Below are 23,791 nucleotides of genomic sequence, written 5' to 3' on the forward strand. Positions count from 1 at the left end.
TGGCGTCTTATTGTGCCTTAACAGCGGAGCGCTGTCCGGCGGTCCCACGATCGTTTTCCCACCCCGATCCGTCCACCCGATCCGTCCCACTCGAGAGCGAGCAACGCGATGGCAGATGCCATGAAACCGGCGATGAAATCATCCGGGGCCACCTATACGCACGCCGAAGACGGCTACTTCGAGAAACGGCAGCTCAAACGCAGCGCCGGTTTCTGGGGTATCTGGGGCATCGGGATCGCCGCGGTCATCTCCGGCGACTTCTCCGGCTGGAACTTCGGCATCGGCCAGGCCGGCTGGGGCGGGCTCGGCATCGCCACCGTCGTCATCGTCATCATGTACTTCGGCATGCTGTTCTCGATCGGCGAGATGTCGGCGGCGATGCCGCACACCGGCGGTGCCTACTCGTTCGCCCGGGCCGCGATGGGGCCGTGGGGCGGCTTCGTCACCGGCTTCGCCGAGACCATCGAATACGTCTTCACCACCGGTGTCGTCGTCTACTTCTCGGCGTCCTACGCCGACGCGATCACCGACGACCTGTTCGGCCTGAGCATGCCCGCCTGGGTGTGGTGGATCATCCTGTACGCGATCTTCATCGGCCTCAACTCCTGGGGCGCGGAGGCGTCGTTCAAGTTCGCGATCATCGTCGCCCTCGTCTCCATCGGCATCCTGGTCCTGTTCGGTATCCTCGCCATCGCGAACGGGGCCGTCGACTTCGGCAAGCTCCTCGACATCGACCCGGACAGCTCCAAGGCCGGCGCGAGCGACTTCCTGCCCTTCGGTGTGATGGGCATCCTCTATGCGCTGCCGTTCGCCATGTGGTTCTTCCTCGGGATCGAGGAACTCCCGCTGGCCGCCGAGGAGGCCCATGAGCCCACCAAGGACATCCCGCGCGCCGGCATCTGGGGCATGATCACCCTCGTCGCCTGCGCGGCCATCGTGTTCTTCCTCAATCCCGCGGTCACCGGTTCGTCCGCGCTGGGCGACTCCGGCGAGCCACTACTCGACGGATTCCGCGCATTCCTGCCGTCGGGCTGGGCCTCGGTGCTGTCGGCGTTCGCCCTCATCGGCCTGCTCGCGAGCCTGCAGGGCATCATGTACGCCTACGGCCGCAACCTGTATTCGCTCAGCCGTGCCGGCTACTACCCGAAAGTCCTGTCGCTGACCGGCTCCCGGCAGACCCCGTACGTCGCGCTGATCACCGGCGCGGTGATCGGGTTCGTCGCCCTGCTGATCATCGAGTACTGGATCTCCGGTGCCGGCGCGATCGTGCTGAACATCGCGGTCTGGGGCGCGGTCCTGGCCTACATGCTGCAGATGGTGTCGTTCGTCATCCTGCGCCGGAAATACCCGAACGCACGCCGCCCCTATCGGAGTCCGGTCGGGCTCTGGGGCGCCGGTGTCGCCTTCGTCATCGCCGCGATCACCTTCATCGGCGTGCTGATCAATCCGGACTACCGCGACGCCGTGATCGCGATAGTCGTGTTCTACGTGATCGGTCTGCTGATCTTCGGGTTCTACGGTCGGCATCGATTGGTGTTGTCACCCGAGGAGGAGTACGCGGTGACCGGCGGCCTGCACGGCTACGACCCGGAGGCCGAAGGGCTCGGCGGCACGATCGAGGACGAGATCCTCAAGGGCCACACCGACTGACGCGTCACCCGCGACCGGGCGTCAGCGGGTCCGCACCAATGCGGTCCCCGTCGCCCGGTCGTGCATGGCCCGGCCGTTGTAGTCGTTGATCAGCGCCGGCACCAGGAAGACGATGAGAATCTGCCGAACGAGGGCGCGGACGATGCCGACCGCTGCCGGCGGCACCGTGCCCTGCGCCTCCTGCTCGGCGCGCTCGGTGCCGTGGTCCACCCGCGCCACCCGCAAACCCACCGCGAACTGACCCGGGGTGAAGCCGAAGAACGTCACCGCCACCACGCCGAGCACGAACCAGACGCCGAGGACCGCGGTGCCGAGCATCGGGGAGTCGAACGAGACGAACAGCAACGAGACACCGCCCGCGAGCAACCAGTCCACCAGCAGCGCGACGGTTCGCAGCCATCCACCGGCCAACGCCCCGGGGCCGGACTCGGGCAGTCCGAGATCCTGGCCGCGGTAGTCGCCCCCACCGCCGCTCGGCCCGATCTGCGGGCCGGACAGCCACGAACCGGTCGCCCTGCCCATCAGCACGCCCCCGTTGGGGACTCGCTGCGCGGTACGGCGGACGGTGTGGATGCTCGCATGACGCCATGGTAATCCGCGGTGGCACGGCGTCCGACGCGCCCGGGTCGCGGCCGCCCGAGGCGGCCAATCCGGGACTTCCGTGGTGCGCGGATAGCCGACATGGCATCGTTGCTCAGCGGAACAACCATGTTGTCGAGGCATCACGGCCGTGTAACACAGGAGAAACACGCCCTTGACGACTAGGCAACGTCGCGTCCATACGGTTCACGCTGAGATCCGCCTGCCACCAGCCGGCGGATGAGGCGGGCCAGTTCGCTGGCCACCCCGAACAAGTTAAGGAGTCACCGCACGGTGTACAGCAGCAAAGAAGAACTTCTCGAGGGCATCAAGAAAGAGGGTGTCGAGTACGTCGACATCCGCTTCTGCGACCTGCCCGGTGTGATGCAGCACTTCTCGATCCCGGCCTCCGCGTTCAACGAGGACGTGTTCGAGGACGGGCTGGCGTTCGACGGTTCGTCCGTTCGCGGCTTCCAGTCGATCGACGAGTCGGACATGATGCTGCTGCCCGACCCGGCAACCGCCCGAATCGATCCGTTCCGCAAGGCGAAGACGATGAACATCAGCTTCTTCGTCCACGACCCGTTCACCCGCGAGGCCTACAGCCGCGACCCGCGCAACGTCGCACGCAAGGCCGAGGACTACCTGGCCTCGACCGGCATCGCCGACACCTGCTTCTTCGGTGCCGAGGCCGAGTTCTACATCTTCGACGGTGTCTCGTTCGGCTCGGAGATGAACGGCACCTTCTACGAGGTCGAGTCGGAGTCCGGCTGGTGGAACACGGCGTCGCCGACCGACCCGGACGGCAGCCCCAACCTCGGCTACAAGGTCCGCCCCAAGGGTGGCTACTTCCCCGTCGCGCCGTACGACCACTACGTGGATCTGCGCGACGAGATGTCGACGAACCTGCAGAACGCCGGTTTCGAGCTCGAGCGCGGCCATCACGAGGTGGGCACCGGCGGTCAGGCCGAGATCAACTACAAGTTCAACACCCTGCTGCACGCCGCCGACGACGTGCTGCTGTTCAAATACATCATCAAGAACACGGCGTATGCGAACGGCAAGACCGTCACCTTCATGCCGAAGCCGCTCTTCGGTGACAACGGCTCGGGCATGCACGCCCACCAGTCGCTGTGGAAGGACGGCAAGCCGCTGTTCCACGATGAGGCCGGCTATGCGGGACTCTCGGACCTCGCGCGCTACTACATCGGCGGCATCCTGCATCACGCGCCGTCGCTGTTGGCGTTCACCAACCCGACCGTGAACTCCTACAAGCGCCTGGTGCCCGGCTATGAGGCCCCGATCAACCTGGTCTACAGCCAGCGCAACCGTTCGGCATGCGTGCGTATCCCGATCACCGGCAACAACCCGAAGGCCAAGCGCCTCGAGTTCCGCTGCCCGGACAGCTCGGGCAACCCGTACCTGGCGTTCGCCGCGATGATGATGGCCGGACTCGACGGCATCAAGAACAAGATCGAGCCGCACGAGCCCGTCGACAAGGACCTCTACGAGCTCCCGCCGGAGGAGGCCAAGGGCATCCCGCAGGCGCCGACCTCGCTGTCGGCGGTCATCGACAAGCTCGAAGAGGACCACGAATACCTCACCGCCGGTGGCGTGTTCACCGAGGACCTCATCGAGACCTGGATCGCGCTCAAGCGCGAGAACGAGATCGAGCCGGTGCAGATCCGTCCGCACCCGTACGAGTTCGCGCTCTACTACGACTGCTGAGCGAACACGATCGACGCCGAAGGGCGGTCGGGAACATTGTTCCCGACCGCCCTTCGGCGTCGGTTCACGTGATTGACATCACGAAAAGGGCTTTGTACCCTGCCGTTTCACACCCGTTGCCCTTAGGTTTGAGGAATGACCACCACAGTGCGCACCCGACACGTCGACGAACTCGCCCCCGGCGACCGCATCAGCTACGACGGCCTGCGGGCCGTTGTCCGTTCGGCCGTGCCGGACGCGGACGATCAGTTCGTGATCCAGCTCGTCAACAGCACCGACGCCAACCGCTCCGAACTACGACTCGCCCGCGGCACCACCGTCGAGATCCTCTAGACACCGAAAAACGGACACTCGCGTTACCCGACGCCGCTACGCTGCGGTCAGAGGAGGTGTCACATGGACATCGGAAGTCTGATCGCTGCACTGTTGCTGGGATTCGTGTGTGGGGCCATCGCTCGCGCGCTGATCCCCAACGATGCGTTCAAGGCCCTGAGCGGGTGGAGGTCGTGGCTGGCGTCCACCGTGCTGGGACTGCTCGGCGCCCTGCTGGGGTACTGGATCTTCACCGGCCTGCTCGGGATCGGCGACGAGGACAAGTTCGACTGGGGCGGCATCATCGGTGCCATCATCGGATCGATCATCGTCGTCGCCATCGGTTCGGCGATCATCAAGCGGATGGGATCTGCGCGGCGCGTGTGAGCCTGCGCCTCGCGACGCCGCTCTGAGCGTCACTGCGGTCGCGCAGCATCCAGAACGCGAGAGCCGCGGACCCGACGAGTACGGCTGCGCCGCTGAAGGCTGCCACCGCCAGGCCGTCGACGAATGCCGACCGTGCGGCATCGAGTACTGCCGCACCGCGCCCGGCGTCCAGATGCGGCGCGGTGACGACCGCACCGGCGAGGCTTCGTGACGCCTCTCCCCCGATCAACCCGGCCGGGAAGTTCATTCGGTACACCGCGTTGACAACACTGCCCAATACCGCGATGCCCAGTGCCCCACCCAGTTCGCTCGACGTCTCGAGCAGACCGGAGGTCGCGCCTGCGCGGTCGGCCGGCGCGACCCCCACGACGTAGTCGGCGATCATCGACGTGGCCGCGACGACACCGGCCGCGAGCAGCGCCGCACCGATCAGCACCGACGGCAGCGAGTCGACCTCCGTCAGCGCCCCCAGCATCGCGAAACCGGTTGCTCCCGTGAGCATCCCGCCGACGATCACCGGTGGTCGGCCGACTCGCTGCGCGAGCACGGCGGCCGCCGGTGCGACGGCCCCGACGACCACCGAGGGAGCCAGACTCCACAGTGCCGCTCGCAGTGGCGAATATCCGAGCACCGACTGCAGGTACTGCGTCATCAGGATCGAATTGCCCAGCAGCGCAAACATGCAGACGAGATTGGTCCACACGGAGGTGGCGAAGCGTCGCTCGCCGAGCAGCGCGACATCGATCATCGGGTCATCGATCCGCCGTTGGCGGACAACGAAGATCACGCCCACGACCAGGCCTGCCGTGAGCATGGCCACCCGGGTCACCGACCATCCGTCGGCGGCGAGGTTCTTGATCGCCGCGACGACGGGCAGGATCGCTGCGAGGACCAGGACGGCGCTCAGGACATCGACCCGACGGTTCGGCGTCGCGGTGTCGCCGGGCAGCACGATCGGCGCCGCGATCAGCAGCACCACCATGAACGGCAGGTTGATGAGGAACACCGAACCCCACCAGAGATGTTCGAGCAGCAGGCCGCTGACGATCGGACCGACGGCCACACCGCCGGCCAACGTCGCGTTCCAGATCGCCACGGCCTTCGCCCGCTGCGCGGTGTCGTCGAACATGTGGCGGATCAAGGCCAGTGTCGACGGCATCAGCGTGGCGCCCGCGACGGCCAGCACGGCACGGGCACCGATCAGCATCTCGGCCGACACGGCGAAAGCCGCGGCGAGAGATGCCGCGCCGAACCCCACCGCGCCGATCATCAGCAGCCGGCGATGACCCACTCGATCGGCGAGTGATCCCATCGACAGCAACAGTCCGGCCAGCACGAAGCCGTACACATCGAAGATCCACAATTGCTGTTCCGGGGTCGGCGACAGATCCGCCGCGATGTACGGCACGGCGAAGAAGAGCACCGACACGTCCATGGAGACGATCAGGATGGGCAGGCACAGGACGAGGAGCCCGAGCCACGGGGAACGCCTGGTCATGGCGCCACCGCCTTTCTGTTTATAGCATCGACTGTTTACTGAGTAAGCAGATACTACGAACCCAACCGTGTATCTGGCAAGCAGTTAGTACGATGGCGGGCATGACCTCGACGGATGACACCGAACGTCCAGCGGTCCCGCGCTATCTCTGTCTCCTGTGGGGCCGTGAGGACCCGACGCCGCGGCGCGGACCACGGCCGGCACTAACGGTGCGTGACATCGGGAGAACCGCGGTGTCGATCGCGGATGAGCGCGGCGTCGAGGCGGTCTCGATGAAGGCCATCGCGACCGCCCTCGGGCTGACGACCATGTCGCTGTACCGATATGTCGACAGCAAGGACGACGTCATCGAGGTGATGATCGACAGCGCTTTCGGACCTGCCGACCCAGCGATCACGGCCGAGGGGACGTGGCGGGAACGCCTGACCGCATGGGCCCTGGCGGCCGCGGCGGTGGGCCGCAAGAGGCCCTGGCTGACCGCGATGCCGCTGAAACGACCACCCGTGGGACCGAATGTGCTGTCCTGGACCGAGGCCGGACTGCAGGCGTTCGCCGAGACCGGGCTCACCGGACAACAGAAGCTGAGTGCCCTGCTGTTGGTGGACGGCTTTGTCCGGCACCATGTCCGGCAGGCGAGCCAGATGGGTCTGCTGGACGGCCCGGACCGCGACGCGGGCCGCCACGATACCGGCGGCACCTACGAGGCGATGGTGGCCGAGTTCGCCGAGCCGGAACGACTTCCCCATCTGGCAGCGGCGATCTCGGATGCCGCCATGCACGACTCCGACGACTTCTTCACCGAGGAACTCACCTTCGGGCTCACAGTGATCCTCGACGGACTCGACAGGCTCGTCGCCACCACCGAGCCCGACTCGTGACGAACCCACGCGGCGTCGTGAACCACAGCCCGACACGGCGATCCATGCCCGAATTCCTGCCGCTGCGGCCTACCATGAATTCATGATCCGCATACTCATCCGTACGGTCGTCTACCTGATCTCGGCGGCCATCGGCATCCTCGTGGCGACCGCGTTTCTCGACAAGATGACGGTGCACTGGGGCGGTTTTCTGGTCGCCCTGGTGATCTTCGCCATCGCCCAGACGATCCTCGGGCCGTTCATCTTCAAGTTCGTCAACCGCAATGCCGACGCATTCATCGGCGGTGTCGGTCTGGTCTCCACGTTCGTGGCGTTGTTGATCTCGACCCTCGTCGGCGACGGCATCGAGATCGACGGGGTCGAGACCTGGATCGCGGCAACGGTGATCATCTGGCTCGTCACCGCCGTGGCCACGATGATCGTGCCCTGGCTGCTGGTCAAGGCCGGCGTCACCAAGGCCAAGGAGAACCGCGAGGGCGCAGACAAGTGACAGTTCGCCGGCCTCTCGGCCCTCAGCCCGCGAGGTCGGCGAACATCCGCTCGTTGTGCCCGAAGGCGGCCACCGCCTCGTCGATCAACGCGCGAACGTCCTCGCCTTCCAGCGGCAGCCCGTCCAGGGTGGCGCGGTAGGCATCCTTGTAGCGCTTCAGTTTGTCGATCTCGTCGAACACGTAGAAGCTCAGGGTCTCGTCGGTCATGCCGTAGTGCAGTTTCATCCGACTCCGGATCACCTGTCCCCCACTGAGATCCCCGAGGTACCGGGTGTAGTGGTGCGCCACGAACCGTGCGGGGTCCGCGCGGGTGGCCTCGATGGCCGCGACGTATGCGGCCACACCGGGCAGCGGGGTGACGGTCGCCGGGTCGACGCCCATCGCCGCCAGGTCCGCGGTCAGTCTGGGGAGCCGCCGCAACCGCTCGTCGAGGACCGGCCCCGCGATGTCGTCTCGGGCAAGGTCATCACCGACGGATTCCAGCGCGCGATAAATGAAGAAGAGTTGCGCGGCCATGCTGAGATAATCGGCGGCATCGAGCCGACCAGACATCAGGTCGTCGACGAAGGTGGCGCGTTCGGCACGGTCATGGGCCACCGCTGTCGCGGCCCGCAGACAGTCGGACACGGAGTCACCGTGGCCCGCGAGGGGAGGTGGCGAACTCTCTGGCGTGGTCGTCATGATGGCACCAGTGTTACCACCACGCCGCGATGATCGGAACCCGCGGCACCAGCACGAACCGGACGGTCCCTGCCGATCACGCGCCGAAGACCTTGCGCACGACCGTCTTCGCCCGGCGGGTCACGCGAAGGTAGTTCTCCAGGAATTCGGCGGCCTGGTCCTCCGGCCAGCCCGCGGCATAGGCCACTGCACGCAGCTGCGAGCCGGGCGCCGGGAGCTGATCGACCGGCTTGCCCCGCACCAATACCAGGGCGTTACGCGCTTGGGTGGCCGTCAGCCACGCCTCCTTGAGGAGCGCTACGTCGTTCTCGCCGAGCAGTTCCAGCGCGCCGATCGCCTCGAGCGACTGCAACGTCGATGTGTTGTGGAGGGATTCGTATCGATGCGCGTACCGCAGCTGCATGAGCTGCACGGTCCATTCGACGTCGGCGAGCCCACCGCGACCCAGCTTCGTATGGGTCGCCGGATCGGCACCGCGCGGCAATCGCTCGGAGTCGACACGGGCCTTGATCCGGCGGATCTCCTTCACCGCCTCCGCCGACACCCCTCCTGCCGGGTAGCGGATCCGGTCGGCCATGTGGAGGAACTCGACACCGAGATCGTCGTCGCCCGCAACCTGATGAGCGCGCAGCAACGCCTGGATCTCCCAGGGCTGCGCCCACTGCTCGTAGTAGGCCGCGTAGGCGGCCAACGTCCGGACGACCGGCCCGTTGCGCCCTTCGGGGCGTAGTCCGGTGTCGACCTCGAGCGGGGGATCCTCGCTCGGGGAGCCCAGCATCGAGCGGACCTTCTCCGCGATCGTCTGGGACCAGCGGACCGCCGCCGCCTCGTTCACGCCCGGCTGCGGCTGACACACGAAGAGCACATCGGCGTCCGAGCCATACCCCAGTTCGCCGCCGCCGAGGCGACCCATCCCGATCACCGCGATCCGGGCCGGGGCGGGTTCGCCGCGGTCGCGCTCGGACTCCGCGATGACGACGGTCAGGGCCGCGTTCAACACCGCAGCCCACACGCTCGACAGCGCAGCGCACACCTCGGGGACGTTCATCATGCCCAGGATGTCGGCGGATGCGATCCGGGCGAGCTCGAAGCGCCGATGCGAACGCGCCGCCGCCACGGCGCGTTTCAGGTCTGATTGGCGAACGGTCGACGCGATGAGCCCTTTGGCGACGTCGCGCGGATCGACCTCACGCAGCTTCGGGCCGTTGGTGCCGTCCGAGTAGAGATGGATCACCTCCGGCGAACGCATCAGCAGGTTGGCGATGTACTCGGAGGTACCGAGCACATGCATCAACCGTTCAGCGACGACACCGTCGTCGCGCAGGAGCCGGATGAACCACTCCGCGTCATCCATGACGTCGCACAGGCGGCGGTAGTTCAGGAGCCCCGCGTCGGCATCAGGGGTGTTGCCGATCCACTCCAGAAGCGACGGAAGAATCAGCAGCTGGATCTGCCCACGCCGCCCCGGCGACGACGCCAATGCTCGGATATGACTCAGCGCGCGTTCGGGTTTCGCGTAGCCGAGAGCGGAAAGGCGGCGTTCGGCCGACTTGTCGGTCAGCGTCAGCTCGTCGCTGTTGAACCGGGTCGCGGCATTGAGCAGCGGACGATAGAAGAGCTTCTCATGCAGTCGGCGGATGCGGGCCTTCTGTCGCTTGAGCTCCTCACGCAGCACCGCCGTCGGATCGAACTCCCCCTCCTGACGGATGTGCGCCGCGCGTGCGAGCCAGCGCATGTTGTCGACATCGTCGAATGCGGGCAGCAGGTGGGTGCGCGACAGCCGCTGCAATTGCAGTCGGTGCTCGAGTGCGCGCAGGAACTGATAGGACGCATTGAGATTCGCTCCGTCGTCGCGCCCGACGTATCCGCCGGCGGTCAATGCGGTGAGTGCATCGACCGTGGCCTTGGTGCGGATCTCCTCGTCGACGCGGCCGTGCACCATCTGGAGCAGCTGGACGGCGAACTCGACATCACGCAGACTGCCGCTGCCGAGCTTCAGGTTGCGCTCGCGCAGCTCCTCCGGGACGAGGGATTCGACGCGGCGACGCATCGCCTGCACCTCGGGCACGAAATCCTCGCGCTCCGCGGCGGCCCACACCATCGGATCGAGCGCGGCGATGTAGTCGTCGGCGAGTTGCATGTCGCCGGTCATCGGACGGGCCTTGAGCAGCGCCTGGAACTCCCACGTCTTCGCCCAGCGCCGGTAGTAGGCGACGTGCGAGTCGAGCGTGCGGGTCAGCGCGCCGGCCTTGCCCTCGGGTCGCAGCGCGGCGTCGACCTCGAAGAACGCCAGCGATCCGACCCGCATCAACTCGCCGGCAATGCGTGCCGACACGCCGTCGGCGGGTTCGCTGACGAATACGACGTCGACGTCGCTGACGTAGTTGAGTTCACGGGCACCGCATTTGCCCATCGCGATGACCGCCAGCCGCACGGGAAGAGGTTTGTCGCCGCAGACCTCGGTGATCGCGACGGACAGAGCGGCGGTCAGGGCCGCGTCGGCGGCATCGGCCAGGAACGCACCGACCTGCGGCAGGTAGATCACCGGCTCGTTTTCCACGGTCGCGGCGACGTCGTGAGCTGCCAACTCCAGCAACAGGTTCCGGTACGCGATCCGAAGCGCAACGATCGCCTTGGGGCCGGTGGTGACGGCCCGGTAGACCTTGTTGCCCTTGTCGAGTTCTCCGGGCTCGGGCGTCGCGCCGACGGACGCGAGCATCCGCTCGTTCATCTCCTCGACCGTCGGGAGGTCCGGACGCGTCAGCAGTCGCCAGCTCCCGGGTTCGGCGACCAGGTGGTCGCCGAGCGCGTCCGATGCACCGAGGACGGCGAACAGTCGGCCACGAAAGGTCGTGTCCGTACGGATCAGCTGGTCGATCTCGGCCCAGTCGTCGGCCACCATGCCCTTGATCCGGATCAACGCACGCAACGCCAGATCGGCGTCCGGGGCGCGCGACAGCGCCCACAGGACGTCGACCGAATCGTCGTTGTCCCACTCCAGCTCCGAGAGGTGGCCCGGCGCTGTCTTCTCGAGCAGCCCGAGCCGCCCGGCGCTGGGGACGCGGCCGCGTCCGCGAAGTGAAGTCACACCCAAAAGGTAGCGGGCGCCACCGCCAACCTCTCCGTCAGGGCACCCCCGCGTGAGGACGCGTTACAGCGGCAGGTAGCTCTTCAGCTCGTAGGGCGTGACCAGGCTGCGATAGTTGGTCCATTCGGTCCACTTGTTGCGCAGGAAGTAGTCGAATACGTGCTCTCCGAGGGCCTCGGCGACGAGCTCGGACTTCTCCATCTCTCCCAGCGCCTCGGCGAGGCTGCCCGGCAGTTCGCGGTAACCCATCGCCCGTCGCTCGGCGGGCGTCAGCGCCCACACATCGTCCTCGGCCTCCTCGGGCAGCTCGTACCCTTCGGAGATGCCCTTGAGGCCGGCGGCGAGCAGCACCGCGAACGTCAGATACGGGTTGCATGCCGAGTCGGGGCTGCGGACCTCGATCCGTCGCGACGACGCCTTGTTCGGCGTGTAGAGCGGCAGGCGGACCAACGCCGAGCGGTTCGCGCCACCCCAGGTGGCCGCCGTGGGCGCCTCACCGCCGTGGATCAATCGTTTGTACGAGTTGACCCACTGGTTGGTGACCGCACTGATCTCGCTGGCGTGGTGCAGGATGCCCGCGATGAACTTCTTGCCGGTGTCCGACAGCTGCATCGGGTCGTCGGGGTTGTGGAAGGCGTTGGTGTCGCCTTCGAACAAGCTCATGTGCGTGTGCATGGCCGAACCGGGATGTTCGCTGAACGGCTTCGGCATGAAGGTCGCCCAGGTGCCCTCGTCGATGGCGACCTCCTTGACCACGTAGCGGAAGGTCATCACGTTGTCGGCCATGGACAGTGCGTCGGCATAGCGGAGGTCGATCTCCTGCTGGCCCGGTGCGCCCTCGTGGTGGGAGAACTCGACCGAGATGCCCATCGACTCCAGCGCCTCGATCGCATGACGGCGGAAGTTGGGGGCGGCGTCGTGCACGGCCTGGTCGAAATAGCCGCCGGAGTCGGCCGGAGTCGGCACGGTCCCGTCCAGTGGCGCGTCCTTGAGGAGGAAGAACTCGATCTCGGGATGCACGTAGCAGCTGAAGCCCTGATCGGCGGCCTTGTTCAGCTGGCGCCGGAGCACATGCCGCGAGTCGGCCCAGCTCGGGGTGCCGTCGGGCATCGCGATGTCGCAGAACATCCGCGCCGAGTGATGACGTCCACTCGATGTGGTCCACGGCAGGATCTGAAAGGTCGACGGATCCGGCTTCGCGACGGTGTCGGCCTCCGAGACGCGCGAGAACCCCTCGATGGCCGAGCCGTCGAATCCGATACCCTCGGCGAACGCACCCTCGAGCTCGGCCGGTGCGATCGCCACGGACTTCAGATAGCCGAGAACGTCGGTGAACCACAACCTCACGAATCGGATGTCGCGCTCTTCGAGGGTCCGCAGCACGAATTCCTTTTGGCGATCCATGACTCCGGACATTAGAAGTACGCTGTTAAATCCGTGTTACATGTACAAGTCGAACTCTGCTTCCTGCGGTTATGCAGATCGAATCTCAGCATGTGAGAGGCAGCTGCGGCACCGTGAGATCGGTCAAGTAGTCGTCGACGGCGGTGTCGACGCACCGATTGCCGGTGAAGACCGCGGAGTGCCGATCGCCGAGCACGCGGATGAATCCGGCTCCGACCATCGACGCGAATCGGGCTCCGGTCGCGAATGGCGTCGCCGGGTCGCCGGTGCCGGCGACGACGAGTATGCGTGGCACCTCCTGCGGAAACCGACCGGTTCCGGGCGCACCGCCGGGCACCGGCGACTGCGCGGCCGGTGTCCAGAACTCACACACGCCCACCGGCCCGCGCCCGGTACCGCGCGCGTCGTCACGGAACGGCGCCGCGACCCGCGCTCGGCGGTCGAACTCGTCGTGGCGCGCGCGGTCGGGAATCCGGGGCTCGTCGGCGCAACCGATGGCCAGGAGGGCGTCCTGCATCCGGTCGTAGTGGCCGTCGGGGTCGCGGCCCTCAGAGGAGTCGGCCAGGCGCAGCAGACCCGAACCGTCGCCGGCGGCCAAGGACGTGAGCGCGGCACCCAGGTCCGACCACGTCGACTCCCGGTACAGCGCGGCGACGGTGCCGGTCTCGGCATCGGCAGCCGACAGGGTGCGGTCGCCCGCCCGTACCGGTGCCGTGATCAGCGGCCTCAGAAGTTCGCGGTACACCGCAACCGAATTCTGTGTCCGTTGGCCGAGCGGACACGACGGCCGACCGACGCAGTCGGCGGCGAAGGCGTCGAACGCGTGCTGGAAACCGGCCAGTTGATCGACCGCGGCGTCGATCGGATCCTCGGCCGGGTCGACGACCCCGTCGAGGACCAGCGCCCGGATCCGGGACGGGAAACGTCGCGCGTACTCGATCCCGATCCGGGTGCCGTACGAGTGGCCCACAAACGAGATCTGGTCGACGTCGAGCGCAGCGCGCACGTGATCGAGATCCTGCACCACGAAGTCGGTGCCGACCCGCGCGAGAAATGCCGCACCGACACGCTCACGACAGCGTTGTGCGAGTTCCTGCCGATATCGCTCGATGCGCGCGATTCCCGCCGGCGATCGGTCGCCGAAGTCCATCGCCCGTTCGGAGTCCCGCTCGGCATCGGTCCGACACCTGATCGTCGGGCGCGAGGCGCCGACGCCGCGCGGATCGAGGGAGACGATGTCGTGCCTGTCGGCCGCGGAGTCGGCCGCCAGTCCGGTGGCCGAGCCGACGAGATTCTGCACTCCGGACCGGCCCGGACCACCGGGATCGGTCACCACCACCCCACGACTCGGGCCACGTGCCCGCAGGCGCGCGACGGCCAGGCTCACGGTGCCCGCCACCGGGTCACCCGGGTCGAGCGCGACGTCGAGGCGTCCGCACGTCAGCCGCCGGCTCACCGCTGCGGGCACCGCACCGATCGAGGCCCGATCGACGCCGTCGGACGGACCGCAGGCATGCCACCCGATCTCGCCGTTCGCGGGATGAATGTCGCAGCCCACCAGCGCCGACGCGGCGACGATCACGGCGACCACACATCGGCCGTGCCAGGTGCCCGCTGTGGTCGCCATGGCGCGATCCTACGGTCGCAACCACGCCGGGAGCGGATCAATATGTGAGAAAAACCACAGGTCACGAGCATTTATCCACGCACCGACCGGTGACACAATGTCAGTGTCCAACCCAACCCGGGTACCTGCAGTTCAGGACTCGAGGCAGAAAAGAGACAATGATGTCCGAATCTTCGGTGTATGGCGCGTCCGGCCCGGTCACGGCTGATTCCGCCTCTCCTCGTCGTCGCCCCACTCGCGTGCAGCATCTGGCCCAGATGAAGGCCGATGGCGAGAAGTGGTCGATGCTCACCTGCTACGACTACTCGACGGCTCGCGTCTTCGACGCCGCCGAGATCCCCGTGTTGCTGGTCGGCGACTCCGCGGCGAACGTCGTCCTCGGTTACGACACCACGATCCCGGTGAGCGTGGACGAACTCATCCCTCTGATCCGCGCCGTGGTCCGTGGTGCGCCGCACGCCCTGGTCGTCGCCGACCTGCCGTTCGGCAGCTACGAGGCCGGCCCGCAGCAGGCACTCGAGTCCGCGGTGAAGATCTTCAAGGAGACCGGCGCGCATGCGATCAAGCTCGAGGGTGGTGAACGCGTCGCCGACCAGATCGCGACACTCACCGCTGCGGGCATCCCGGTCATGGCGCACATCGGCTTCACCCCGCAGAGTGTGAACGGCCTCGGCGGCTACCGTGTCCAAGGCCGTGGTGACGCCGGCGACCAGCTGGTCGCCGACGCGATCGCCGTCCAGGAGGCCGGCGCCTTCGCCGTGGTGATGGAGATGGTCCCGGCCGATCTCGCCGGCCAGATCACCCGCAAACTCACCATCCCGACGGTCGGCATCGGCGCAGGCAACGAAACCGACGCACAGGTCCTCGTCTGGCAGGACATGGCCGGACTCACCCACGGCAAGACCGCCAAGTTCGTCAAGCGTTTCGCCGACATCGGATCGCAATTGCGGTCCGCCGCCGAGCAATACGCCGACGAGGTCCGTCGCGGAACGTTCCCGGCCCCCGAACACAGCTACTGACGCACGGCACCGACCACGAACGACGTGGGTTGTTCCGGTGAACGCGAGCCGCTCGACGGACCCGCGGTGATCGGAACGGCCCGCTGTTCGCATTAGGGTTGCTCCATGCGCGACTTCTATCCCGAAATCGACCCGTACCAGCACGGCCACCTCGACGTCGGGGACGGGCAGGAGATCTACTGGGAGACCTCCGGCGACCCCGAGGGCAAGCCGGTGGTGTTCGTGCACGGGGGACCCGGTGGAGGTACGTCGCCGGATCAGCGCCGATTCTTCGATCCCGACCGCTACCGCATCGTGCTCTTCGATCAGCGCGGCTGCGGGAAGTCACGGCCACACATCGCCGACGGCGCCGATCTGGCGCTCAACACCACTGCCGGCCTGATCGGCGACATGGAACGGCTTCGGGAACACCTCGGCATCCGGCGCTGGCAGGTGTTCGGCGGCTCGTGGGGTTCGACACTCGGCCTCGCCTATGCGCAGACTCATCCCGACCGGGTCACCGAGCTCGTGCTGCGCGGGATCTTTCTGCTGCGGCGCAGTGAGATCGACTGGTACTACAACGGCGGTGCAGCCCACATCTACCCGGATCTGTGGGAGTCCTACCTCGCGCCGATACCCGAGGCGGAGCGCAACGGGGACCTCGTCGCCGCGTATCACCGGCTGCTCACCTCCCCCGACCGATCCGTTGCGCAAGAAGCCGCGCTCGCCTGGACCGGCTGGGAGCAGGCGACCAGCTATCTGCTCCCGAAGAAATCAGAGGAGGAGGGCGATCCGCGTTTCGCCCTCGCGTTCGCATCCATCGAGAATCACTATTTCGTCAACCATGGCTTCCTCGACGACGGACAGTTGATCAGGGACATCGACCGGATCGCGCACATCCCGGGTGTCATCGTGCAAGGACGTTACGACGTCGTCTGCCCGGCCCGCAGCGCCTGGGATCTGCATCGGGCATGGCCCGGCGCGACGTTGCACATCGTCGATGACGCCGGCCACGCGTCGTTCGAACCCGGGATCAAGCATCACCTGATCACCGCCACGGACGAGTTCGCCGACCGGCCGCTCTAGTTGCCCTGTCGGTCTCTAGACTCGTCAGAACGGACGATCCGGGTGCGGTGCAACCGCACCCGGGCACGTGACAGGAGGAATGGGTGGCGGCATCCGAGCTGGTCGAGGTTGAGCTGAAGTTCGACGTGGATGCGGGGCACACCGCACCGGATCTACGGGTCCTGCCGGGAGTGATCGGAGCCGACGAGCCGGAGACGTTCCAGCTCGACGCCACCTACTTCGACACCGAGAACCTCGATCTGGCCGGCAACCGGATCACGATGCGCCGGCGCACCGGCGGGCACGATGCCGGATGGCACCTCAAGCGTCCGACCGGAACCGTGGGCGCACGGCGCGAGATGCACGTCGGTTTCGACGATGCACCCGCCGACGGCGACCTGCCGTCCGAACTGATCACGCCGGTGGTGGCCCTGACCCGGACCCGCAAGCTCATCCCGGTCGCCGCACTGTCCACCACCCGAACCGTCACCAGGCTCAAGGGCGCCGACGGTCGCCCGGTCGCCGAGTTCGCCGAAGATCTGGTCACCGCTCAGTCGCTGCTACCCGGCGGGCATTTCCAGGAGTGGGCGGAATGGGAGTTCGAACTGTTCGGCAATGCCGACAACACCCGGCTGCTCAAAGCCGCCGAGAAACTTCTGCGCGGCGCCGGCGGGCGGGAGCCGTCGTCGGCATCGAAGCTGGCCCGGGCGATCGGCGCGACGCCGACGGTCGTGGAACCTCATCTCGGCAAGCGTCCCACCGCGATCGAGCTGGTGGTGACCGACATCGCCATCCACCGGAACTCGTTGCTGACCTATGACCCGCTGGTGCGAATCGACGCCGATGATGCCGTGCACCAGATGCGGGTCTCCTGCCGCCGCCTGCGCAGCGTCTTCTCCGGCTTCCCGACGGTCCTCGACGCCGATCGGACCGACCATCTGAGCAACGAACTCAAGCTGCTGGCGCGGATACTCGGTGATGCCCGCGATTCCGAAGTGCAGCTGGCCCTCGACGACGCCGTGCTCCGCGCCGAGAACGCCTCCCCGGCGCTCATCGCCGAACTCGCCGGCAGCGAGACCGCCATCCATGATCACGCGATCAAGGCGGCACATGGCGCGATGAACTCGGATCGCTACTTCAGGTTGCTCGACGCCATCGATGAACTCATCGCCTCACCGCCGCCGGGGCCGGACGCAGAACTCGACGCGAGCATCGCCGTGGATCGCGCGATTGCGCGAAACCGCAAGCACATCCGCAAGGCACAAGAGAAGCTGGCCACGCTCGCCGAGGGGTCCGAGGAGTGGACCGAGCAGCTGCACAAGATCCGCAAGAGGGCAAAGCGGCTGCGGTACAGCACCGACGCCGCCACCCCGTTGGAGAAGAAGCGTCACAAGAAGGTGGCCAAGGTCGCCAAGTCCATCCAGTCCGCGCTCGGAGACTTCAACGACACCCAGATCAACCGCCGCCGCCTCAGCGAGATCGCCGCCTCCGGAAACCTTTCCGGTGCGGACATGTTCGCGCTCGGCCGGATCGATGCGCGGCAGGAGACCGACGCACATCGGGCACTCGACGCCTACCGGAAGGCCGCCAAGGGTCTGTGACCCATCCCCAAAGTTCTTCCGCTGCTTACTGATTCATCCGAGCGAAGTTTCAGCCGGACGAGTGCGGAGCCGGCGGAAAGAACCGGTTGGGGACCCGCCCGTGATCACGGTGACGGGGCGAATCGCACCCGGCGGGCGTGCGGATCGGCTTCGGTCAGCACGACCGACAGGCGATACCCCTGCTCGGGGTTGCCCTCACACGGGGCGATCACGGCGAGCTCGGTGAGGAACACCTGGGCCGGGCGATGTTCGGTCGCCGCGTGCACCACCACTGCGTCGAAGCTCTGCCCCACCCGCCCCGCCAGGAGCACGGCCTCGGTGAGGTCGATGCTCGCACGGTCGGCCGCCGACGCGAGCGAGTCCGCCGACCGCAAGATCTTCGGCAGCGTGGGCAGTGCGCGAGAGACCCAATCGGGGACCGGACTGCCCGACGTCACAGCCAGGCAGACCTCCGTCGCGAACCGGTCGCCGAGCCGGCGCAACGGGGCCGTCACATGCGCGTAGACACCACCGATCGCAGCGTGCCGCATCCGATCTGAGGCGGGCGACTCCTCCGCGGGATCCAGGACGAGATAGTCGGCGCCGCGCATGAGTGTCGCGCCTGCCGACATGAGGGCCAGCGTCGACGGTTCGTCCTTGGGCAGTCCGGCCAGAAAGCGCCCCACCGACAGCCCGGCAGGCCAATCGATGTCCAGCGATCTGGCTGCCGCCCGCAGGGCGGCCACCGAGCGCTCCTCGGCCGGCGGCAGGGTCCGCAGCAGTCCCACGCCGGCGTCCGCCATGATCTGACCCGCACACATCCCGGTCAGCAGCGACAGCTGCGAGTTCCACATGTCGGCGTCGGTGTGCGGGGCGAGCCGGATCGTCCACGCCTCGCCGTCGCTCACCACCTCCTGATCGGGCAGGTCGAGTTCCACCGCGCCGCGATCGAGCGCCACCCGTTGCCGGAGTTCCCCGAACGCCGGTAACGCCGCGATCGACGGGTGGAGACGACCGGCGACGGCATCGCGTGCGACGCCCGCGTAGTCGAGTTTGGCCACCGACCGGATCCTCGCCCGGCGCACGGTGACCGCCCCGACCGCCCCGTCCGGAGTGACCCGGATGGTCCAGAGCACGCAGGGCCTGGCCTGCTCGGGCAGCAGCGAGCCCGCACCCTCCGAGAGCGAGCGCGGATGCAACGGTACGGACCGATCGGGGAAGTAGACCGTGGTGCCGCGACGGCGGCTCTCCTGATCGAGTGCCCCCTCCGGCTCGATGAGCGCGGCGACGTCGGCGATCGCGTAGTTCACCTCGAAGCCGTCGTCGTCGGCCACGATGTGGACCGCCTGGTCGAGGTCCAGCGAGGTCGGGGGATCTATGGTGACGAACGGCAGGCCGGTGCGGTCCTCGCGCACGTCCGCGTATCGGTCGCGGCAATGATCAGCTTCTGCCTGAGCCGCGACACCGTAGTCCTCACTCACTCCGAGTTCGGTCCGAACCGCATCGAAGTCCAGATCGGGGACCGACAGTACGTGCTGCACCCCACCGACTGTAGGCGACCAGGGCCGGTCGGCAGGCGGACAAATGAGGGCGAACGAGCCGGCGTGTAAGCCGGATCCTGTCCCCGGTCGTGAGACCGGGCGGCGACCATCCATCTGGGTACTCCGTCGCCGGGTACCTCGAGCGGCCCACCCGCGGGCTCGGGCAAGCAGCCCTCGAACACCCGCGCACGCGCACCCGCGGTCACCCGCGATGCGCGCTTCGGCCTTGCTCCGGGTGGGGTTTACCAAGCCGACGCGGTCACCCGTGTCGCTGGTGCGCTCTTACCGCACCGTTTCACCCTTACCGCCACCCCCGATTCCCGAGGAACCGGTACGCGGCGGCGGTCTGTTTTCTGTGGCACTGTCCCGCGGGTCACCCCGGGTTGCCGTTAACAACCACCCTGCTGTGTGGAGTCCGGACTTTCCTCGACGGCGGCGTACCCGGAGAACCGGGTCGTTCCGCGCGCCGCGGCCGCCCGGCCGACTCGTTCGCTCACACAGGATAGCGGTGGGTGGCCGACCGTCAGGCGAGGTGTCCGGTGTCGTTGACGAGTTTCACCACGGAGCCGCCGTCCGGATAGAACTCCGCGATGGACAGCGACGCGAGATCGAGGTGCAGGCGGAACAGCAGTTCGGGTCCGGTCGCGAGCGCATCACGCAGCAGCAACTTGATGGGGGTGACGTGCGAGACCACGAGAAGCGTGCGGCCCGGGTAGCGGTCCAGCAGCGACTGTTTCGCGTCGAGCACCCGCTGCGCCACCTGCGCGAAACTCTCGCCACCCGGAGCGGGGACCTCGGTGTCGGCCAGCCATCGGGCATGCAGCTCCGGGTCTCGTTCGGCGGCCTCGGTGAAGGTCAATCCCTCCCACGCACCGAAGTCGGTCTCGATGAACCCGTCATCGACCTCGACCTCGATCCCCAACCGTTCGGCGACACAATGCGCCGTGGTCATGGCGCGCTGCAACGGCGAGGCGATCACCGCCGCGATGTCGGAGGCAGCGCCGAGTCGCGCCGCCGCGGCCTGCGCCTGCGCCATACCGGCGTCCGTCAGATCCGGATTGCCCCGACCCGAATACCGCCGCTGCACCGACAGCGCCGTCTGGCCGTGCCGCAGCAGCAGCAACCGGGTGGGAAGTTGGCGCTGGCCCTGCCAGCTCGGAGCCTTCTCGTCGGCCGCGACGGAGGTGGCCACTAGAGTCCCGACTCCGACGTCCGGATCAGGATCGCACCGCACTCCTCACAGCGCACCACGTCCTCGGGTTCCTTGGCGGCGATCGACGCGATCGTCCCGCGGTCGAGTTCCATTCGGCAGGCACCACATCGGCGGGCGCGCAGCAACCCCGCCCCGACGCGGCCGGACGCACGCTGCTTGTCGTAGATGGCCAGCAGTTCGGGGGCGATGTCGCCCACGATCGCCGCCCGACGCGCCGCCGCAGCCTCCTGGTCGGCCTCCACCTCGCTCATCGCCGCGGCCCGCGTCTCGCGTACGCGAACCAATTCGTCGTCGAGGTGTTCGACGGTCGCGGCCGCGCGCTGCTTCTCGGTGTCGACCGCTTCCTGCTGTTCCATCACGGCGAGCATGTCGTCCTCGATCGAGGCCCGCCGTCGAGCCAGTCCCGACAGTTCGTGCTGCAGTTCCGACAGCGCCTTGGGGGCCAGCCCGCCCGCCGTCAACAGTGCCGAATCCTTGGCCTCGCGCGAGGACATGCCGTTGACCTCGCCCTCCATCCGACGGTATTCGCGGGTGAGGTCCTCCGCGGAGATCTCGGCGCGGACCATGTCGTCGCGGGCCACGTCCAGGCGCTTGTCGAGTTCCGCGATCTCGGCGTCCTGGGGAAGGTGGGTCCGGCGATGCTCGATCCGGGCGAGTTCGGCGTCGACATCGGCGAGATCGAGGAGTTGTCGTTGTGTCCCGGCGTCTACCTTCACCGTGCCCACCTCCATCGTTCGTCAACATGCTCTGCTGTCGTCACCAGTGCCTCATCCTCTGTGCTGTTGTCACGGAAACCACCCCGACCACGGGGCCCTCCCCGGCCTGCGACCCACTCGACGGCAGGTCTCCCATACGGTACGCGTCCGGGGACGCGCTGGTCCAAGCGCTCAGGATCGTGTGACCACAGCGAACGGGTCGGTGGGTTCGCGATGCACCGTCACGCTGACATCGAGTCGGTCGGCCAGCATGCGCGACACCTGAGAGCACCACGGGAATTCGGTCGCCCAGTGACCCGCGTCGATGAGCGCCGGGCCTCCTCGGCGACGACTCTCGTCGGCGGGATGATGGCGCAGATCCGCGGTCACATAGACATCGGCGCCCGCGGCGGTCACGTCGTCGAGTAACGAGTCCCCGGCACCCCCGCAGACGGCGACCGTCTCGACCACCGCACCCGGGTCACCGGCGATGCGCACACCGGACGGACTGTGCAGCCGGGTCGCAACCCGTTCGGCGAACACACCCACCGTCGTCGCCTCGGCCAAGCGCCCGATCCGACCGAGTCCGACGTCGGTTGCGGTGTCGGCCAACTCGAGGATGTCGAAGGCCGGCTCCTCATACGGGTGAGCACCTCGCAATGCCGACAGCACCCGTTGTCGCAGTCCCCTCGCGGCGACCATCTCCACGCGTTCCTCGTCGACCCGGGTGCGCTCCCCGATGTCACCGATCGTGGGGTTCGCGGCATCGGTCGCCTCGAACTGACCGGTGCCCACCACCGACCACGAGCAGTCGCGGTACTCCCCGATCGATCCCGCCCCGGCGGCGAACATCGCCTCGGTGACCTGTTCGGCGTTGCCCTCCGGCACCATCACTCCCCACTTGTCCAACGGGGCCGCCGTTTTCGGCTCGATGGGGACGGTGTCGAGCACCCCCAGCACCTCGGCCAACGCATCCGAGACACCCGGGCGTGCGCTGTCGGCGTTGGTGTGAGCGGTGAACAGGGCTGTCCCGGAACGGATCAGACGGTGCACGATGCGCCCCTTGGCGGTGTCGGCGGCCACCGAGTCGACCCCGCGCAGCAACAACGGATGGTGGGCGACGATGAGCTGTGCGCCGACGTCCAGGGCGGCGCTGACGACGTCATCGGTGACGTCGACACAGACGAGGACCGACTCGACCGGTTCACCGGGGTCCCCGCAGACCAGTCCCACCGAATCCCAGGGCTCGGCCAGCGCCGGCGGATACGCGTGGTCGAGTACACCGATCACTTCGGCGACGGTTGCCGTCATCGTCGGATCTCCTCTCGTAGTTCCACGATCGTGTCGATCAGGGTCTGGGTGGTGGCGGGATCACGTACCGCCAGCCGAACATGCGAGTCGTCGAGGCCGACGAAGTTGGCGGCGCTGCGGACCGCGAAACCCCTGCCCCGCAGCCGCTGTTTCAGCTCGAGCGCGTTCGGCAGCGTGATGAGCACGTAGGACGCCGACGGCGTGACACTGACCTCGATCCCGGCACGGGTCAGCCGCGCAACCATCTCCGCGCGGTCCTCGGCGACACGACGCGCCTGCGTCTGTGCGTACTTCTGCCCCATCGGGCCCATGCATTCGGTCAGTGCGGTCAACGCGAGCGTGCCCAGCGGCCACGGACGACGGCCGATGGTGAGCCGCGAGATGACATCCCGATGAGCGAGGAGATACCCGGCGCGTAGCCCGGCGAGCCCGAATGTCTTTGTCACACTGCGGATGACGATGACATCGGTGGCAGCCTCGCCGGCGATCGACGCCGGTTCGTGCCGACCATCTGCCGCATCGAGGGTGATGTCGGCGAAGGCCTCGTCGACCACCACCGTGCGGCCGGGCCTGCGAAGTCGCTCGATCGCGGCAACCGGATGGAGCACCGACGTCGGGTTCGTCGGATTACCCAGGACCACCAGGTCGGCATCGACCGGGACGTCGGCGGAAGCGAGCTCGAACGGCGGCGGCAGCACCACGTCGGTGATCGGCACGCCCGCGGCGCGCAAGGCGAGCTCGGGCTCGGTGAACGACGGCTGGATCAGCGCGGCATGCCGCGGGCGCAGCCGCGGCAGCAACTCGAACCCTTCGGCGGCCCCGGCCAGCAGGAGCACCTCGTTCCCACGACGGCCGTGCGCCTCGGCCACCGCGGAGATGGCCCGCTCCTCGTCGGCGGCCGACGGATAGTGGGCCAGGTCCGCAAGCCGGGTGGCCAGCGCATCCCGCAGGAAGTCGGGAGGACCGCCCCGCACGTTGACCGCGAAGTCGATGAGCCCCGGTTCGGCGTCGGCATCGCCGTGACGCTCCCGTGCGAACAGCCCCGATGTCATAAATCACCAGCCT

20 protein-coding genes and 1 other RNA gene are annotated in these 23,791 nt (G+C 67.4%); 9 read left to right on the forward strand and 12 right to left on the reverse strand.

Going from position 1 to position 23,791, the window contains the following annotated elements; all coding sequences use genetic code 11:
* The first annotated feature begins 108 nt into the window (after window positions 1-108).
* Entirely contained in the window at window positions 109-1,650 is a 1,542-nt protein-coding gene (locus ACVT6V_RS21805) for an amino acid permease (RefSeq protein WP_489896190.1), read from the forward strand.
* Window positions 1,651-1,671: 21 nt separating this feature from the next.
* Here the strand turns inward: ACVT6V_RS21805 and ACVT6V_RS21810 are convergent, their stop codons facing one another.
* A complete protein-coding gene (locus ACVT6V_RS21810) occupies window positions 1,672-2,172 on the reverse strand; it encodes an RDD family protein (protein ID WP_489896191.1) in 501 nt (166 codons plus the stop codon).
* 351 nt (window positions 2,173-2,523) lie between these two features.
* On the opposite strand from ACVT6V_RS21810, the gene glnA reads away from it, so the two are divergent.
* The 3 genes from glnA to ACVT6V_RS21825 all read left to right on the forward strand — a co-directional run bounded on the left by glnA (window position 2,524) and on the right by ACVT6V_RS21825 (window position 4,656).
* Complete coding sequence (gene glnA, locus ACVT6V_RS21815) at window positions 2,524-3,957, forward strand: type I glutamate--ammonia ligase (RefSeq protein ID WP_489896192.1); 1,434 nt, start codon at window positions 2,524-2,526, stop codon at window positions 3,955-3,957.
* A 135-nt stretch (window positions 3,958-4,092) separates the two neighbouring features.
* Complete coding sequence (locus tag ACVT6V_RS21820; RefSeq protein ID WP_489896193.1) at window positions 4,093-4,290, forward strand: hypothetical protein; 198 nt, start codon at window positions 4,093-4,095, stop codon at window positions 4,288-4,290.
* Between the two features lie 63 nt (window positions 4,291-4,353).
* Window positions 4,354-4,656: a GlsB/YeaQ/YmgE family stress response membrane protein gene (locus ACVT6V_RS21825; protein ID WP_489896194.1), complete on the forward strand. Its 303-nt coding sequence runs from the start codon at window positions 4,354-4,356 to the stop codon at window positions 4,654-4,656.
* On the opposite strand, the gene ACVT6V_RS21830 is transcribed toward ACVT6V_RS21825, so the two are convergent.
* Window positions 4,625-6,154 carry an MFS transporter gene (locus tag ACVT6V_RS21830; protein ID WP_489896195.1) on the reverse strand — a complete coding sequence of 510 codons (1,530 nt, stop codon included), beginning with the start codon at window positions 6,152-6,154 and terminating at the stop codon, window positions 4,625-4,627. The two genes, ACVT6V_RS21825 and ACVT6V_RS21830, sit on opposite strands and share 32 nt — an antisense overlap.
* A 101-nt stretch (window positions 6,155-6,255) precedes the next feature.
* On the opposite strand from ACVT6V_RS21830, the gene ACVT6V_RS21835 reads away from it, so the two are divergent.
* Together ACVT6V_RS21835 and ACVT6V_RS21840 are read left to right on the forward strand one after the other, a co-directional pair.
* Complete coding sequence (locus ACVT6V_RS21835) at window positions 6,256-7,032, forward strand: TetR/AcrR family transcriptional regulator (protein ID WP_489896196.1); 777 nt, start codon at window positions 6,256-6,258, stop codon at window positions 7,030-7,032.
* Between the two features lie 82 nt (window positions 7,033-7,114).
* Window positions 7,115-7,522 carry a hypothetical protein gene (locus tag ACVT6V_RS21840; RefSeq protein ID WP_489896197.1) on the forward strand — a complete coding sequence of 136 codons (408 nt, stop codon included), beginning with the start codon at window positions 7,115-7,117 and terminating at the stop codon, window positions 7,520-7,522.
* Window positions 7,523-7,544: 22 nt separating this feature from the next.
* On the opposite strand, the gene ACVT6V_RS21845 is transcribed toward ACVT6V_RS21840, so the two are convergent.
* From ACVT6V_RS21845 to ACVT6V_RS21860, 4 genes are all read right to left on the reverse strand, one after another.
* The gene (locus ACVT6V_RS21845) at window positions 7,545-8,204 is read right to left on the reverse strand and encodes a biliverdin-producing heme oxygenase (protein WP_489896198.1); all 660 of its coding nucleotides are present in this window, start codon (window positions 8,202-8,204) and stop codon (window positions 7,545-7,547) included.
* A 76-nt stretch (window positions 8,205-8,280) separates the two neighbouring features.
* Window positions 8,281-11,292, reverse strand: a complete 3,012-nt coding sequence (locus ACVT6V_RS21850; protein ID WP_489896199.1) for a bifunctional [glutamine synthetase] adenylyltransferase/[glutamine synthetase]-adenylyl-L-tyrosine phosphorylase — start codon at window positions 11,290-11,292, stop codon at window positions 8,281-8,283.
* A 63-nt stretch (window positions 11,293-11,355) separates the two neighbouring features.
* On the reverse strand, window positions 11,356-12,696 hold the full coding sequence (locus ACVT6V_RS21855; RefSeq protein WP_489896200.1) for a glutamine synthetase family protein: 1,341 nt from the start codon (window positions 12,694-12,696) through the stop codon (window positions 11,356-11,358).
* Between the two features lie 85 nt (window positions 12,697-12,781).
* The gene (locus ACVT6V_RS21860; protein WP_489896201.1) at window positions 12,782-14,323 is read right to left on the reverse strand and encodes an alpha/beta fold hydrolase; all 1,542 of its coding nucleotides are present in this window, start codon (window positions 14,321-14,323) and stop codon (window positions 12,782-12,784) included.
* Between the two features lie 161 nt (window positions 14,324-14,484).
* On the opposite strand from ACVT6V_RS21860, the gene panB reads away from it, so the two are divergent.
* The 3 genes from panB to ACVT6V_RS21875 all read left to right on the forward strand — a co-directional run bounded on the left by panB (window position 14,485) and on the right by ACVT6V_RS21875 (window position 17,987).
* On the forward strand, window positions 14,485-15,342 hold the full coding sequence (panB, locus tag ACVT6V_RS21865; protein WP_489896202.1) for a 3-methyl-2-oxobutanoate hydroxymethyltransferase: 858 nt from the start codon (window positions 14,485-14,487) through the stop codon (window positions 15,340-15,342).
* A gap of 105 nt (window positions 15,343-15,447) precedes the next feature.
* Window positions 15,448-16,407, forward strand: coding sequence for a prolyl aminopeptidase (gene pip, locus ACVT6V_RS21870; RefSeq protein ID WP_489896203.1), 960 nt, complete (start codon window positions 15,448-15,450; stop codon window positions 16,405-16,407).
* Window positions 16,408-16,490: 83 nt separating this feature from the next.
* Entirely contained in the window at window positions 16,491-17,987 is a 1,497-nt protein-coding gene (locus ACVT6V_RS21875; RefSeq protein ID WP_489896204.1) for a CYTH and CHAD domain-containing protein, read from the forward strand.
* Window positions 17,988-18,091: 104 nt separating this feature from the next.
* On the opposite strand, the gene ACVT6V_RS21880 is transcribed toward ACVT6V_RS21875, so the two are convergent.
* The 6 genes from ACVT6V_RS21880 to cobC all read right to left on the reverse strand — a co-directional run bounded on the left by ACVT6V_RS21880 (window position 18,092) and on the right by cobC (window position 23,778).
* The gene (locus ACVT6V_RS21880; RefSeq protein ID WP_489896205.1) at window positions 18,092-19,507 is read right to left on the reverse strand and encodes an RNB domain-containing ribonuclease; all 1,416 of its coding nucleotides are present in this window, start codon (window positions 19,505-19,507) and stop codon (window positions 18,092-18,094) included.
* A 50-nt stretch (window positions 19,508-19,557) separates the two neighbouring features.
* An RNA gene (gene rnpB, locus ACVT6V_RS21885) (RNase P RNA component class A) lies at window positions 19,558-19,995 on the reverse strand.
* A gap of 35 nt (window positions 19,996-20,030) precedes the next feature.
* On the reverse strand, window positions 20,031-20,699 hold the full coding sequence (locus tag ACVT6V_RS21890) for a histidine phosphatase family protein (RefSeq protein ID WP_489896206.1): 669 nt from the start codon (window positions 20,697-20,699) through the stop codon (window positions 20,031-20,033).
* A complete protein-coding gene (locus tag ACVT6V_RS21895; protein ID WP_489896207.1) occupies window positions 20,699-21,436 on the reverse strand; it encodes a zinc ribbon domain-containing protein in 738 nt (245 codons plus the stop codon). The genes ACVT6V_RS21890 and ACVT6V_RS21895 overlap by 1 nt, the downstream gene beginning before the upstream one ends.
* 171 nt (window positions 21,437-21,607) lie before the next feature.
* Window positions 21,608-22,726: a Nif3-like dinuclear metal center hexameric protein gene (locus ACVT6V_RS21900; RefSeq protein WP_489896208.1), complete on the reverse strand. Its 1,119-nt coding sequence runs from the start codon at window positions 22,724-22,726 to the stop codon at window positions 21,608-21,610.
* The gene (gene cobC, locus ACVT6V_RS21905; RefSeq protein ID WP_489896209.1) at window positions 22,723-23,778 is read right to left on the reverse strand and encodes an Rv2231c family histidinol phosphate aminotransferase CobC; all 1,056 of its coding nucleotides are present in this window, start codon (window positions 23,776-23,778) and stop codon (window positions 22,723-22,725) included. Before cobC ends, ACVT6V_RS21900 begins: the two co-directional genes overlap by 4 nt.
* Window positions 23,779-23,791 lie beyond the last annotated feature (13 nt).

The organism is Gordonia sp. LMA167 (assembly GCF_058130025.1).

What these genes read in the sequence shown, in the direction of transcription:
- ACVT6V_RS21805 (WP_489896190.1), top strand. Translation starts at nt 109, where the DNA reads ATGGCAGATGCCATGAAACCGGCGATGAAATCATCCGGGGCCACCTAT.
- ACVT6V_RS21810 (WP_489896191.1), bottom strand. Translation starts at nt 2,172, where the DNA reads ATGGGCAGGGCGACCGGTTCGTGGCTGTCCGGCCCGCAGATCGGGCCG.
- ACVT6V_RS21820 (WP_489896193.1), top strand. Translation starts at nt 4,093, where the DNA reads ATGACCACCACAGTGCGCACCCGACACGTCGACGAACTCGCCCCCGGC.
- ACVT6V_RS21825 (WP_489896194.1), top strand. Translation starts at nt 4,354, where the DNA reads ATGGACATCGGAAGTCTGATCGCTGCACTGTTGCTGGGATTCGTGTGT.
- ACVT6V_RS21830 (WP_489896195.1), bottom strand. Translation starts at nt 6,154, where the DNA reads ATGACCAGGCGTTCCCCGTGGCTCGGGCTCCTCGTCCTGTGCCTGCCC.
- ACVT6V_RS21835 (WP_489896196.1), top strand. Translation starts at nt 6,256, where the DNA reads ATGACCTCGACGGATGACACCGAACGTCCAGCGGTCCCGCGCTATCTC.
- ACVT6V_RS21840 (WP_489896197.1), top strand. Translation starts at nt 7,115, where the DNA reads ATGATCCGCATACTCATCCGTACGGTCGTCTACCTGATCTCGGCGGCC.
- ACVT6V_RS21845 (WP_489896198.1), bottom strand. Translation starts at nt 8,204, where the DNA reads ATGACGACCACGCCAGAGAGTTCGCCACCTCCCCTCGCGGGCCACGGT.
- ACVT6V_RS21855 (WP_489896200.1), bottom strand. Translation starts at nt 12,696, where the DNA reads ATGGATCGCCAAAAGGAATTCGTGCTGCGGACCCTCGAAGAGCGCGAC.
- ACVT6V_RS21860 (WP_489896201.1), bottom strand. Translation starts at nt 14,323, where the DNA reads ATGGCGACCACAGCGGGCACCTGGCACGGCCGATGTGTGGTCGCCGTG.
- panB (WP_489896202.1), top strand. Translation starts at nt 14,485, where the DNA reads ATGTCCGAATCTTCGGTGTATGGCGCGTCCGGCCCGGTCACGGCTGAT.
- pip (WP_489896203.1), top strand. Translation starts at nt 15,448, where the DNA reads ATGCGCGACTTCTATCCCGAAATCGACCCGTACCAGCACGGCCACCTC.
- ACVT6V_RS21900 (WP_489896208.1), bottom strand. Translation starts at nt 22,726, where the DNA reads ATGACGGCAACCGTCGCCGAAGTGATCGGTGTACTCGACCACGCGTAT.
- cobC (WP_489896209.1), bottom strand. Translation starts at nt 23,778, where the DNA reads ATGACATCGGGGCTGTTCGCACGGGAGCGTCACGGCGATGCCGACGCC.